Origin of the sequence: Microbacterium alcoholitolerans (genome assembly GCF_050408615.1) — a bacterium.
GTDB lineage: Bacteria > Actinomycetota > Actinomycetes > Actinomycetales > Microbacteriaceae > Microbacterium.
Map to the genome: position 1 here is coordinate 2,062,965 of NZ_JBNTKD010000001.1, position 12,043 is coordinate 2,075,007.

At 67.9% G+C, this 12,043-nt stretch carries 13 protein-coding genes; 10 read left to right on the forward strand and 3 right to left on the reverse strand.

The genetic code is table 11. The annotated features are described in order from the left end of the window. The first annotated feature begins 10 nt into the window (after positions 1–10). The 4 genes from rpsF to rplI are packed head-to-tail and all read left to right on the forward strand — an operon-like array spanning position 11 to position 1,643. On the forward strand, positions 11–379 hold the full coding sequence (rpsF, locus tag ACQUSX_RS09885) for a 30S ribosomal protein S6 (RefSeq protein ID WP_428906762.1): 369 nt from the start codon (positions 11–13) through the stop codon (positions 377–379). A gap of 5 nt (positions 380–384) precedes the next feature. Then, positions 385–876 (forward strand): single-stranded DNA-binding protein, encoded by a 492-nt coding sequence (locus tag ACQUSX_RS09890; protein ID WP_428906763.1) that lies wholly within the window; start codon positions 385–387, stop codon positions 874–876. Between the two features lie 47 nt (positions 877–923). Continuing rightward, a complete protein-coding gene (gene rpsR, locus ACQUSX_RS09895) occupies positions 924–1,178 on the forward strand; it encodes a 30S ribosomal protein S18 (protein WP_071641238.1) in 255 nt (84 codons plus the stop codon). 12 nt (positions 1,179–1,190) lie between these two features. After that, on the forward strand, positions 1,191–1,643 hold the full coding sequence (rplI, locus tag ACQUSX_RS09900) for a 50S ribosomal protein L9 (protein WP_428906764.1): 453 nt from the start codon (positions 1,191–1,193) through the stop codon (positions 1,641–1,643). A 96-nt stretch (positions 1,644–1,739) separates the two neighbouring features. Here the strand turns inward: rplI and ACQUSX_RS09905 are convergent, their stop codons facing one another. The 3 genes from ACQUSX_RS09905 to ACQUSX_RS09915 are packed head-to-tail and all read right to left on the reverse strand — an operon-like array spanning position 1,740 to position 4,680. Further along, positions 1,740–2,621: an ABC transporter ATP-binding protein gene (locus ACQUSX_RS09905; protein ID WP_428906765.1), complete on the reverse strand. Its 882-nt coding sequence runs from the start codon at positions 2,619–2,621 to the stop codon at positions 1,740–1,742. Beyond that, complete coding sequence (locus ACQUSX_RS09910; RefSeq protein ID WP_428906766.1) at positions 2,618–3,694, reverse strand: iron chelate uptake ABC transporter family permease subunit; 1,077 nt, start codon at positions 3,692–3,694, stop codon at positions 2,618–2,620. Before ACQUSX_RS09910 ends, ACQUSX_RS09905 begins: the two co-directional genes overlap by 4 nt. After that, the gene (locus ACQUSX_RS09915; protein ID WP_428906767.1) at positions 3,691–4,680 is read right to left on the reverse strand and encodes a putative F420-0 ABC transporter substrate-binding protein; all 990 of its coding nucleotides are present in this window, start codon (positions 4,678–4,680) and stop codon (positions 3,691–3,693) included. Before ACQUSX_RS09915 ends, ACQUSX_RS09910 begins: the two co-directional genes overlap by 4 nt. A 237-nt stretch (positions 4,681–4,917) precedes the next feature. Here ACQUSX_RS09915 and ACQUSX_RS09920 point away from each other — a divergent pair, with 237 nt between their 5' ends. From ACQUSX_RS09920 to ACQUSX_RS09945, 6 genes are all read left to right on the forward strand, one after another. Further along, positions 4,918–5,946 (forward strand): Gfo/Idh/MocA family protein, encoded by a 1,029-nt coding sequence (locus tag ACQUSX_RS09920; RefSeq protein ID WP_428906768.1) that lies wholly within the window; start codon positions 4,918–4,920, stop codon positions 5,944–5,946. Between the two features lie 179 nt (positions 5,947–6,125). Further along, on the forward strand, positions 6,126–7,421 hold the full coding sequence (locus ACQUSX_RS09925; protein WP_428906769.1) for an ABC transporter substrate-binding protein: 1,296 nt from the start codon (positions 6,126–6,128) through the stop codon (positions 7,419–7,421). Between the two features lie 81 nt (positions 7,422–7,502). Then, the gene (locus ACQUSX_RS09930; RefSeq protein ID WP_428906770.1) at positions 7,503–8,495 is read left to right on the forward strand and encodes a carbohydrate ABC transporter permease; all 993 of its coding nucleotides are present in this window, start codon (positions 7,503–7,505) and stop codon (positions 8,493–8,495) included. Then, positions 8,492–9,412: a carbohydrate ABC transporter permease gene (locus tag ACQUSX_RS09935; RefSeq protein WP_428906771.1), complete on the forward strand. Its 921-nt coding sequence runs from the start codon at positions 8,492–8,494 to the stop codon at positions 9,410–9,412. Before ACQUSX_RS09930 ends, ACQUSX_RS09935 begins: the two co-directional genes overlap by 4 nt. Position 9,413: 1 nt before the next feature. Further along, positions 9,414–10,853, forward strand: coding sequence for a GH1 family beta-glucosidase (locus ACQUSX_RS09940; protein WP_428906772.1), 1,440 nt, complete (start codon positions 9,414–9,416; stop codon positions 10,851–10,853). A gap of 92 nt (positions 10,854–10,945) precedes the next feature. Further along, positions 10,946–11,980: a LacI family DNA-binding transcriptional regulator gene (locus tag ACQUSX_RS09945; RefSeq protein ID WP_428906773.1), complete on the forward strand. Its 1,035-nt coding sequence runs from the start codon at positions 10,946–10,948 to the stop codon at positions 11,978–11,980. Positions 11,981–12,043: the final 63 nt, after the last annotated feature.

Sequence of the window (12,043 nt, forward strand, 5' to 3'; positions counted from 1 at the left end):
AGGTGGGTAAGTGACGCACCAGTACGAGCTCATGGTCATTCTGACCCCCGAGCTGGACGAGCGCCAGGTTGCCCCCAACCTCGACAAGTTCCTGAAGGTCATCACCAACGATGGTGGCTCGATTGACAAGGTCGATGTGTGGGGCAAGCGTCGTTTCGCCTACGAGATCAACAAGAAGAACGAGGGCATCTACGCCGTCGTGAACTTCACCGCGACGAGCGAGGCCACCAGCGAACTCGACCGCCAGCTCAAGCTGAGCGAGCTCGTGTTCCGCACCAAGGTCCTGCGTGCCGAAGAGGCACAGGCCATGGTCGCAGCCGAGGCCAAGCGCGCTGCTGAGAAGGCCGCCCGCAAGCCCAAGACGGCAGCCAAGGCCTAAGTCACATGGCCGGCGAAACCGTCATCACCGTGGTGGGCAATCTCACCGCAGATCCCGAGCTGCGTTACACGCAGAACGGCCTGCCGGTGGCGAACTTCACCATCGCCTCGACGCCGCGTACGTTCGACCGCCAGGCCAACGAGTGGAAGGACGGCGAAGCGCTGTTCCTCCGCGCGTCGGTGTGGCGCGACTTCGCCGAGCACGTGGCGGGCTCGCTGACGAAGGGCATGCGTGTCGTCGCGCAGGGCCGTCTGCGTCAGCGCTCCTACCAGGACCGCGAAGGAAACAACCGCACGGCCATCGAGCTGGAGGTTGACGAGATCGGTCCGTCGCTGCGATACGCGACGGCACAGGTCACGCGGGCCGCATCCTCTGGCGGTGGACAGTCCCGTCCGCAGCAGCAGCAGGTCTCGGAAGAGCCGTGGTCCACACCCGGCTCCTCGAGTGCTGACGCCTGGAGCACTCCGGGCAGCTTCGGCGACGACACCCCGTTCTAAAGCTCCGGATGCCGCTGGCATCCGATCTCATCTCTTAAGGAAAACTCATGGCTGGAAAGTCGAGCGGCGACCGCCGCAAGCCGCGGAAGGGTGGCAAGCCCACCGCTCCCGCGAAGTCGATCCGCGTGGGCGTCATTGACTACAAGGACGTCGCAACGCTTCGCAAGTTCATCTCGGAGCGCGGCAAGATCCGTGCCCGTCGTATCACCGGTGTCTCGGTGCAGGAGCAGCGTCTGATCGCCAAGGCGATCAAGAACGCACGCGAGATGGCGCTCCTGCCCTACGCTGGCGCTGGCCGCTAAGGGGTACCGACAATGGCAAAGCTGATTCTCACGAACGAGGTCGCCGGGCTCGGTAGCGCAGGCGACATCATCGAGGTTCGGAACGGGTACGCCCGCAACTACCTCATCCCGAAGGGCTTCGCAGTCGCGTGGACCCGTGGCGGTGCCAAGCAGGTCGAGTCGATCCAGGCTGCCCGCAAGGCGCGCGCGATCCACGACCTCGACGACGCCAACGCTCTCAAGGACAAGCTCGAGGGCACCAAGGTCCGTCTGGCCGTCAAGGCCGGTCGCGAAGGCCGCCTGTTCGGTTCGGTCAAGACGGGCGATGTGGCCGACGCGGTCGACGCCGCCGGTCTCGGCTCGATCGACAAGCGCAAGATCCACTTCGGCGCTCCGATCAAGTCGGTCGGCGACCACGAGGCGACCGTTCGTCTGCACGACGACGTCACCGCAGTGATCACCCTCCAGGTCGTCGCCGCGAAGTAACTCGCATTTCACTGCGCCCCCGGTCATCTTCGGATGCCGGGGGCGCTGTGCGTCTGGGCGGACGCGGGCACTCGCCCGTTCGGGAGGAGAACTCCGTCACCGGAGGAGCTCTGCCTGCGATACGTCCTCCCGATCGTGAGAACTCCTCCCGAGCGGGTGAGGGTCGACCGGCGCCTCGAACACGATCAGGGGCCGCCCGTTGTGCTCGAGCACCTCGGCATCCACACGCCACACCGCCCGCATGCAGTCGGCGGTGAGCACCTCGGCGGGCGGCCCGGCGACCCGCACGAGGCCGTCGGCGAGCACCACCACGTGATCCGCGAACTGCGCGGCGTGGTTGAGATCGTGCAGCGCGGCGATCACCGTCATCCCGTCCCGAGCCAGCTGACGCAGCAGGGCGAGGGACGACAGCTGGGCGTGCACATCCAGGTGGTTGGTCGGCTCGTCGGCGAGCAGAAGCTGCGGCTGCTGGGCCAGCGCTCTGGCGATGTTCACTCGCTGGCGTTCGCCGCCCGAGAGGGTCGTCGCCGGGCGCTCCGCCAGCTCCACAGCCCCGGCGCGGCGCAGCGAGTCCTCGACGATGTCCTCATCGGCGGCGGATGCTGCCGCGAGCCACTTCTGATGCGGCATCCGGCCCATGTCGACGAGCTCTCGCACGGTGAGTCCGTCGACATCGCTCCACTCCTGCTCGACGAGTGCGAGGCGCCGCGCGCGCTCGCGACGACGCATGCGCAGCAGGTCGTCACCGAGGAAGCGGATCTCGCCCTCCTGTGGAGTGAGGATGCCCGCGATCATCTGCAGCAGCGTGCTCTTGCCCGCCCCGTTGGGGCCGAGCAGCGCGGTGACCGAACCGGCGGGGGCGGTGATGTCGACGCCATCGGCGATCAGCCGCCCAGAGCGGGTCAGCCGCACGCGCTCTGTGCTGAGACCGGCGAACGTCGATTCCGGCCCGGACGTCGCCGGTCCCGCCCAGCTCATCGTCGACTCCGACGCAGTCGCGATATCAGGATGGCGAACACCGGGCCGCCGATCAGCGCGGTGACGATGCCCACCGGAAGCTCGCGCGGATCGAACGCGGTGCGCGCGATCGTGTCGGCCCACAGCAGGAACAGCGCTCCGACGAGCATCGTGGTGGGCAGCAGGGCACGATGTCGCACTCCGACGATGGCACGGGTGGCGTGCGGCAGGATCAGTCCGACGAAGCCGATGGCGCCGCTGACGGCGACCAGCGCACCGGTCAGCAACGCGCAGCAGGCGAACAGCGCGAGGCGCATGCGCTGCACCGGGATGCCGAGCGCGGTGGCGGCCGAGTCGCCGAGGCCGAGGCCGTCCAGCGTGCGCGCCGAACCGAGCAGTGGCACCGCGCACGCGGACATCACCACGGCGACGAGCAGCACGTCCGGCCACTGCGCACCGGCGATCGATCCGAGCAGCCAGCCCAGGATCTCGCGGTAGCTGTCGTTCGTCGCGCTCCAGAAGATCACCAGGCTGGTCAGCGCCGACAGCACCGCAGAGACCGCGAGGCCGGCGAGGATCAGCGAGGTCGATGAGGTGCCGCCGCCCGCCCGGCCGATGGTGAACGTCAGGATCAGCGCCAGCATCGCGCCGGCGAAGGCCGCGCCGGGCAGCGCCACCGAGACGCCGAGGACGAGCACGATGACCGCGCCGGTGGAGGCGCCTGACGACAGGCCGAGCAGGTACGGATCCGCCAGCGGGTTGCGCGTGAGCGCCTGCATGACGGCACCGCACAGCGCGAGCCCGCCGCCGACCAGGGCTGCCGTCAGCACGCGCGGCACGCGCAGCTGCCACACGATGGCATCCGCTGTCGCCGAGAGCACGCGCTCGCCGCCGGTGACGTGCGCCCAGATCGTCGCGGCGACCTCCGAGGGCGTGATGCTCGCGGGGCCGAATCCGATCGCGACGAGCGCGGATGCCACCAGCGCGACGCTCAGCACCACGGACGCGATCGCGGTGCGGGCGGCAGGGCGCCGCGCCGGTCCGACGATGATCCGGGTGGGCGCGGCGTACTCGCGCGGGAGGGTGGCGGTCACAGCTCTCCGAGTTGATCGATCAGCGAGGCGACGCTGCCGACGTTGCGGACGCCCGCCTCTGCTGCGGCGAAGTCGAGGGTGACGAAGCGCTCGTCGATCACGGCGTCCATGGTGGATGTCACCGGATTCGAACTCAGCAGGGCGATCTTGTCCTCCACCGTGTTGCCGGGGGACCCGATGAGCACCAGCACGTCCGGATCGATCTCGGCGACCTTCTCCCACGAGGCCGACATCCACGTGTTGTGCTCATCGGCGAAGGCGTTGCGCAGCCCCGCGGCATCCATCAGCATCGCCGGTGCGCCGATGCCCGCACCCACGTACGGCTCGTCGCGACCGGACGAATACCAGACGGCGGTCAGCTGACGGGCATCCGGCTCGAGCGCATTCAGCTCGGCGCGCTGGTCGGCGACCAGCTGCGCGGCGGCGTCCTCCGCGCCGAAGATCTCGCCGGCCTGCAGGATCTCGTCGAACACGGTGTCGAACGTCAGCGGGTCGGGCATGTACTGTGGATCCTTGCAGGCCGAAGGGGCGACGTAGGTGGTGATTCCGAGGCCGTGCAGGGTGTCGCGCTCGCCGACGCCGTCGATCGAGAAGTTCGACTCCCACCCGCCGAAGATGAAGTCGGGCTCCACGGCGAGGGTCGCCTCCTGCGAGGGCAGCTTGTTGGAGATCACGGGGATGCCGTCCGCGGCGTCGGCGTACTCGTCGGGAACGGGGCCGTCGCTGTACGCGCTGCCGATGATGTGGTCCTGCAGGCCGAGCGCGAGCAGCAGCTCGAGAGTCGTCGACTTGACGGTCACGATGCGCTTCGGAGGCTCCTGCAGCGTGATCTCGGTGCCGCAGTTGTCGACCGTGACGGCCGATTCCGGGGCATCCGATCGGGCCGATTCGGTTGGGACGGCGCCGGCGGCAGAGCAGCCGCCGAGGGCGATGGCGAGGGCGACGACGGTCGCGGCCGAGGCGGTGCGACGTGAGAGACGGGGCATGGTTCTCCGGGTTCGGGACGTCTGATCGGATGCTGATGCGGACTCACCGGCGTCCTCGGACGCGGATCGACCGGGCGCAGCAGCTGCGCCTCAGAGAGCAGTCCAAACCCGGACCGCGTCGCCCCGGCCAATCCCGGCGGGACGTCGAAGCCATCGTACGACGGATCGACTCGCCGGCGGCTGCCGTGGCGGAGAATCTCTGTGCCGCCGGATGCTCGTGCATTAGGTTCAGGAACCATGACCTCAGCCCCGCCCGTCCTGCCTGCCACTCGTTCGCAGCCGCTGCGAGGCGGCCCGGTCCTGCGCTGGGGCGTCGTGGCACCCGGTGGCATCGCCGCAGACTTCGTGCACGCATTGCACACCCACACGGATCAGCGTGTGGTCTCCGTCGCATCGCGTTCGGCCGACCGCGCGGCGCAGTTCGCCCAGCAGCACGGCATCCCGCGCAGTCACGGCGGCTATGCCGAGCTGTACGACGACCCCGACGTGCAGATCGTGTACGTCGCCTCTCCGCACAGCGAGCACCTGCGATTGGCGACGGATGCTATCGCGGCGGGCAAGCACGTGCTGATCGAGAAGCCGATCGGGCTGTCGGCAGCGGAGGCGAGGGCGGTACGCGACGCCGCGGCTGACGCCGGCGTCTTCGCGATGGAGGCGATGTGGACCCGCTTCGTTCCCCAGACCGATGTGATGATGCAGCTGCGTGACGCCGGGGACCTCGGCGAGCTCCGTCTGGTGACGGCCGATCTCGGATTCGCCGCGCAGCCGGGTGGCCGGCTGTTCGACCCGCAGCTGGGCGGCGGCGCACTGCTGGATCTCGGGGTGTATCCCGTCTGGCTGAGCCACCTGCTGCTCGGAATGCCCGAGTCGGTGCGGGCGACGGGCGCGCTGACCGGGACCGGCGTCGATGAGCAGAGTGCGCTCGTGCTGGATTACGCATCCGGGGCACAGGCGCTGCTGAGTACGAGCATCCGGGTGACCTCGCCGGGGCGCGCAGCCGCGTCCGGCACGCTCGGCCGTGTGGAGATCGACCCGTTCTTCGTGTTCCCCTCGGGCTTCTCGGTCAGTCGCGGCGACGAGACGGCGCGCTTCGACGACCGCTCCGGATTGACCTACCGACAGGGCATGGCCTGGCAGGCGGCGGCCGTCGCGCGTCACGTCGATGACGGGCTTCTCGAGTCGCCGCTGCATCCTCTGCAGACGACCGTCGAGGTCATGACGATCATCGACGACGCGCGCCGCCAGCTCGCGGCATCCGGCGCCTGACGCCCCACGTCGGATCCGCGTGGCGCGTCCCTCTTTCGAGCTTTTTGTGGGCGCGCTCCCACAAAAGCCTTGACGCGGCTGATTCCCGGTGCGTATTGTGTTGCCACAACCCGTGGTACCGCTCCCACGATCAGGTGTGGGAGCGCTTGCATCTAACCAACGCACACAAGGAAGTGACCGTGAATACAGCACGCAGCAGGATCGCCGCATCCCTCGCCGGCGCGACCGCCCTGGTCCTCGTCGCCACAGGCTGCTCCACCGGCGGTGGTGAAGCCGGTGGTGGCGGCGACGAGCAGATCACCCTGTCGATCACGACGTTCGGCACGATGGGCGTCGACGCCAAGTACGACGAGTACATGAAGCAGAACCCCAACATCAAGATCGAGGCGACGAACCTCGAGGGCGGCGGCGCCGCTCGCGACGACGCCTATGCGAAGATCGCAGCCAACACCGGGCTCAGCGACATCGTCGCGATCGAGGAGGGCTGGCTCGGCACCATCCCCGAGGACGCGTTCGAAGACCTGCGCGACTACGGCATCGAAGACGTCAAGGACTCCTGGCTGGACTGGAAGTACGAGCAGGGTACGACGACGGACGGCAAGGTCATCGGCGCCGGCCTCGACGTCGGCCCGCAGGGCCTCTGCTACCGCGGCGACCTGTTCGCCGAGGCCGGCCTGCCCAGCGAGCGCGACGAGGTCGCCGAGTACTTCGGCGGCGACGACGCCACGTGGGATCGCTTCTTCGAGGTCGGTCAGGAATACGTCGACGCCACGGGCAAGGCGTTCTATCACAGCCCGCGATTCTTCTGGAACTCCTTCGTGAACCAGCAGAAGGAGGGCTACTACAAGAAGGATGGCGAGACCCTCAACGTCAAGGGCAACGACGTGCTCAAGGAGCAGTTCGCCAAGATCGTGGAGGCGGAGAACGACGGCCTGGGCGCCAACCTGCCCGGCTGGGAGGTCGGACCCGAGGCGAAGGCCGGCGACTTCGCGGTGTACATGTGCCCGAGCTGGATGCTCGGCATCGTCCAGGGCTACTACGACGAGGGCACGACCGACAGCGGCTGGGACTTCGCCAACGTGCTGCCCGGCGGTGCGGCGAACTGGGGCGGTGCGTTCCTCGGCGTCGCCAGCTCGTCAGAGCACCCGGAAGAGGCGGCCGAACTCGCGCTGTGGCTCGCATCTCCCGAGCAGCAGGCGTCAGCTTTCGAGGTCGCGGGTCCCTTCCCGAGCACGCCGGAGGGCCAGGAGCTCGTCGCCGACACCACCAGCGCCTTCTTCAACGACGCCCCCGTCGGCAAGATCTTCGCTGAGCGCTCGAAGGGCGTCGTCGCACAGGTGAAGGGCCCGGAGGACTCCAACATCCAGGACAACGTCTTCGGCCCGATCTTCGACCGGGTCAGTCAGGGCGAGGTCACCGACCCCGACGAGGCCTGGGACCAGGCCATGGAACTGCTCGACCAGATCGTCGGCTGATCGCACGGGCGGCTCGGCATCGCGCCGAGCCGCCCCTGCGGCATCCCTCCCGCACCCCTCGACTTCCGGATTGGTTCAACGATGAGCAGCAGAACGGACCACGCGTCCCGCTCGCAACTGACGTTCCGGCAGAAGGTCAGTCGCTTCGACTACACCTACTCGCCGTACTTCTACATCGCCCCGTTCTTCATCCTGTTCGCGCTCCTCGGGGTATTCCCGATCGTGTACACGATGAACGTCTCGCTCTACGACTGGCACCTGCTCAAGGGGCAGGGCGACTTCGTCGGGATGCAGAACTACATCTCCGTGCTGAACGATCCGTTCTTCTGGAACGCGTTCTGGAACACGATCAGCATCTTCCTGCTGTCCGCGATCCCGCAGCTCATCGTCGCGACACTGATCGCGGCACTGCTCGATCAGGCGATCCGCGGCGCCACGTTCTGGCGCATGAGCATCCTGCTGCCGTACATCGTCGCGCCCGTTGCGGTGACGGTGATCTTCTTGCAGATCTTCAACCAGTATCACGGCCCTGTCGCGGGGCTTCTCGATCTCTTCGGGCTCGACCCGATCCGATGGTCCTTCGATGTGTTCCCCTCGCACGTGGCGATCGCGAGCATGGTCAACTGGCGCTGGACCGGATACAACGCGCTGCTGCTGCTCGCGGCGATGCAGGCAGTCCCTCGTGACGTGTACGAGTCGGCCACCCTCGACGGCGCGGGCAAGCTGCGCCGCTTCTGGTCGATCACGATCCCGATGATCCGACCGACGCTCATCTTTGTGGTGATCACCGCGACGATCGGCGGACTGCAGATCTTCACCGAGCCGAAGCTCTTCGATGGGCGCACCAACGGCGGCAGCGACCGCCAGTTCCAGACGATCGTGCTCTATCTCTACGAGCTCGCCTTCCCGCGTCGTGACTTCGGCCGTGCCTCGGCCACTGCGTGGATCCTGTTCGTCATCATCATGGGCGTGGGTCTGCTGAGCTTCATGGTCACCCGCGCCGTCCGCACCGCCGACGTGAAGACCGTACGAGTCGGAGCCCTGTCGGCGCGCGCGAAGCGGGGAGAATCATGACCGCTACAGCCACACCGTCCCGCACGTACTCCTCGCCCGAGATGCAGGAGCGACGTGCCGTCGCCGAACGACGCCGCGTCAAGCGCGTTCGCGCCTACGAGCGTCCCGGCGCTCTCACCTACGCGCTGCTGGCGGCGTACTTCGCCGGCTCGGCGTTCCCGCTGTGGTGGTCGTTCGTCATCGCCAGCCGCCAGTCATCCGACACGAACCTCGTGCCGCCGGCGATCGTGCCCGGCCCGAACTTCCTCGCCAACGCGGCGAAGGTGTTCGACACCGTGCCGTTCATGCTGTCGCTGCTGAACAGCACGATCATCTCCGGCGCGATCACGATCTCGGTGGTGTTCTTCTCCACCCTCGCCGGTTACGCCTTCGCCAAGCTGCGCTTCCGCGGCCGCACCGGGCTTCTCGTCACCGTGATCGCCACGATGGCCATTCCGACGCAGCTCGGCATCATCCCGCTGTTCATGCTGATGGCCGAGTGGCAGTGGGTCGGCACGCTGCAGGCCGTGATCGTGCCCGGCATGGTCACCGCGTTCGGCGTATTCTTCATGCGCCAGTACCTGGTCGACGTGATCCCGGACGAGCTCATCGAGGCCGCTCGTGTGGACGGCGCCAGCATGTGGGGCACGTTCCGCCACGTCGCACTGCCGGCGGCCCGCCCCGCGATGGCCGTGCTCGGCCTGTTCACCTTCATGGCATCGTGGACCGACTACCTGTGGCCGATGCTCGTGCTCAGCCCGCGGAACCCGAACGTCCAGACCGCACTTGCGGCGCTCAGCGCCGCGGGGGGCCAGAACCCCGACAATGCGATGGTGCTCGCCGGAGCGGTGCTGTCGACGATTCCGCTTCTCATCCTTTTCATCGTCGCGGGCCGGCAGCTCGTGGCGGGAATCATGCAAGGCGCAGTGAAAGGCTGATATGACCATCCAGATGCAGGTGCACACCAGAGACAGCCCGGACTACCGGGACTCGGGACTCGAGTTCCCCGCCGACTTCATCATCGGCGCGGCCACCGCGGCGTACCAGATCGAAGGTGCCACCACCGCTGACGGACGCGGTGCCTCCATCTGGGACACGTTCAGCGCGACGCCGGGGAAGGTGGTGAACGGCGACACGGGTGCTGTCGCCGACGACCATTACAACCGGTTGGAAGCCGACCTCGACCTGATGGCCGAGCTCGGCCTCGAGGCGTACCGGTTCTCGATATCGTGGCCGCGCATCCAGCCCACCGGCTCGGGAGCGGTGAACCAGGCGGGCATCGACTTCTACAGCCGCCTCGTCGACGGGCTGCTCGCCCGTGGCATCCGACCCATCGCCACGCTGTACCACTGGGACCTGCCGCAGACGCTGGAGGATGCCGGAGGCTGGACGAACCGCGAGACCGCGCTGCGGTTCGCGGGTTACGCGCGGCACGTCGCCGAAGCGCTCGGCGACCGCGTCGCGGTATGGACGACGCTCAACGAACCCTGGTGCAGTGCCTTCCTCGGCTACGGCTCGGGCTCGCACGCGCCGGGCCGCACCGATGGCGCCGCCGCGCTCGCCGCCATGCACCACCTGAACCTGGCCCACGGACTCGCGGTGCGCGTGCTGCGCGAGGTCGTGCCGCGGGCTCAGGTGTCGGTCACCCTGAACTTCCACGTCGTCCGCGGCCACGACGACGCGAGCGGCGATGCCGTGCGCCGGATCGATGCACTGGCGAACCGCTCGTTCACCCAGCCGATGCTCCACGGCGGGTATCCGGCCGACCTCATCGAGGACACCGCGGCGGTCACCGACTGGTCGTTCGTGCTGCCCGGCGATATCGAGATCATCCACCAGCCGCTCGACTTCCTCGGCGTCAACTACTACTCCACGACGCGGGTGCGCGCCTGGGACGGCGTCTCACCGCGCGAGCACGCCGACGGACACAAGAACGCCGGCGGGTCGGCATGGCCGGGCAGCGAGAGTGTCGAGTTCGTCCGCCAGGACGGCCCGTACACGTCGATGGGATGGAACATCGCTCCCGACGGTCTCGAGCAGTTGCTGCTGAGACTGAGCGCCGAGAACCCCGGGCTGCCGCTCGCGATCACCGAGAACGGCGCAGCCTTCGAGGACGAGGTGGCCGACGGCCGTGTGCGCGATGAAGAGCGCACCGACTACCTGCGCCGCCATTTCACCGCGGCACACCGCGCCATGCAGCAGGGCGTCGACCTGCGGGGCTACCTGGTCTGGTCGCTGCTCGACAACTTCGAATGGGGCTACGGCTACAGCAGGCGTTTCGGCATCGTGTTCGTCGACTATGACACCCAGGAGCGCACCATCAAGGACAGCGGCCGGTGGGTGGCGCGACTCATCGAGAGGCACGCGATTCCGGAGTGAAGCACGCGGCGGAATGACGTACGGTGTAGAGGTTCACCTCCGCAGCGAGGTACCCATGTGAGCGCCCTCTGGGCAGCAGGAGACAAGACGACGTGACGACGGAGCCGCCCGTCAGGGCGCAGCCCTGGATTCCGACCCTCGAAGAGGTCGCGGCCCTGGCCGGTGTCTCGAGTTCGACGGCTTCTCGGGTCATCAACGGCTCGCCGCGGGTCAGCGAGCAGACCATCGCGCGGGTGAACGCGGCCATCGCAAAGGTCGGCTACGTGCCCAATCGGGCGGCGCGCAGCCTCGCGCGTCGAAGCACGCAGACGATCGCGATGATGATTCCCGAGCGCACGGCGGAATTCTTCGCCGACCCGTACTTCGCCGAGGTCATCCAGGGCGCGGCGATGTACGCGTCATCGACGCAGTTCTCGCTGACGCTGCTCATCGAATCCGAGAAGGACCCCGAGAAGACGCATCAGGTTCTGCGTCGCGGCAACGTCGACGGTGCACTGATCCTGTCGCATCACAGCGCGTCGTCGTCGTACCGCGATCTCGCCAGGACATTGCCGATCGTCTTCGGCGTGCGGCCGCCAGGCGAGCTGGGCGATGAGATCCACATCGTCGACGTCGACAACGCCGCGGCGGGGGCGCTCGCGACGCAGCACCTCATCGAGCGAGGATGCCGGCGCATCGCCACCATCACTGGCCCGCTCAGCACCTCGGCCGGGCGGGAGCGCCTGCAGGGGTGGCGCGAGACGATCACGGCGGCCGGACTCGAGCCCGGTGCCGTCGAAGAGGGCGATTACACGCCGGCCGGGGGAGCGGCGGCGGCGCAGAGGCTGATCGAATCGGATGCCCCGTTCGATGCGATCCTCGTCGCGTCGGCTCAGATGGCATCCGGAGCGCTGCCGGTGCTGAAGGAACATGGCCTGCGGGTGCCGCAGGACGTCGCGATCGTGACGATCGACAACAACGTCTTCTCGACCAGCACGAGTCCCCAGCTGACCACGGTCGACCTGCACACGGAGGAAAAGGGCGCCACCATGATGGCGACCATTGTGCGGCTGATCAAGGGCGAGCAGATCGACGTCGAGACACTCGTGCCGATCGACCTGATCGAACGCGAGTCGACGGCGCGCTGAGCGCAGACGCGCCGAAGCGGCGGGACGGGATGCGCACCCGCATCCGTCACCGCCGCGTCGTGC

What these genes read in the sequence shown, in the direction of transcription:
- ACQUSX_RS09890 (WP_428906763.1), top strand. Translation starts at nt 385, where the DNA reads ATGGCCGGCGAAACCGTCATCACCGTGGTGGGCAATCTCACCGCAGAT.
- rpsR (WP_071641238.1), top strand. Translation starts at nt 924, where the DNA reads ATGGCTGGAAAGTCGAGCGGCGACCGCCGCAAGCCGCGGAAGGGTGGC.
- rplI (WP_428906764.1), top strand. Translation starts at nt 1,191, where the DNA reads ATGGCAAAGCTGATTCTCACGAACGAGGTCGCCGGGCTCGGTAGCGCA.
- ACQUSX_RS09905 (WP_428906765.1), bottom strand. Translation starts at nt 2,621, where the DNA reads ATGAGCTGGGCGGGACCGGCGACGTCCGGGCCGGAATCGACGTTCGCC.
- ACQUSX_RS09915 (WP_428906767.1), bottom strand. Translation starts at nt 4,680, where the DNA reads ATGCCCCGTCTCTCACGTCGCACCGCCTCGGCCGCGACCGTCGTCGCC.
- ACQUSX_RS09920 (WP_428906768.1), top strand. Translation starts at nt 4,918, where the DNA reads ATGACCTCAGCCCCGCCCGTCCTGCCTGCCACTCGTTCGCAGCCGCTG.
- ACQUSX_RS09930 (WP_428906770.1), top strand. Translation starts at nt 7,503, where the DNA reads ATGAGCAGCAGAACGGACCACGCGTCCCGCTCGCAACTGACGTTCCGG.
- ACQUSX_RS09935 (WP_428906771.1), top strand. Translation starts at nt 8,492, where the DNA reads ATGACCGCTACAGCCACACCGTCCCGCACGTACTCCTCGCCCGAGATG.
- ACQUSX_RS09940 (WP_428906772.1), top strand. Translation starts at nt 9,414, where the DNA reads ATGACCATCCAGATGCAGGTGCACACCAGAGACAGCCCGGACTACCGG.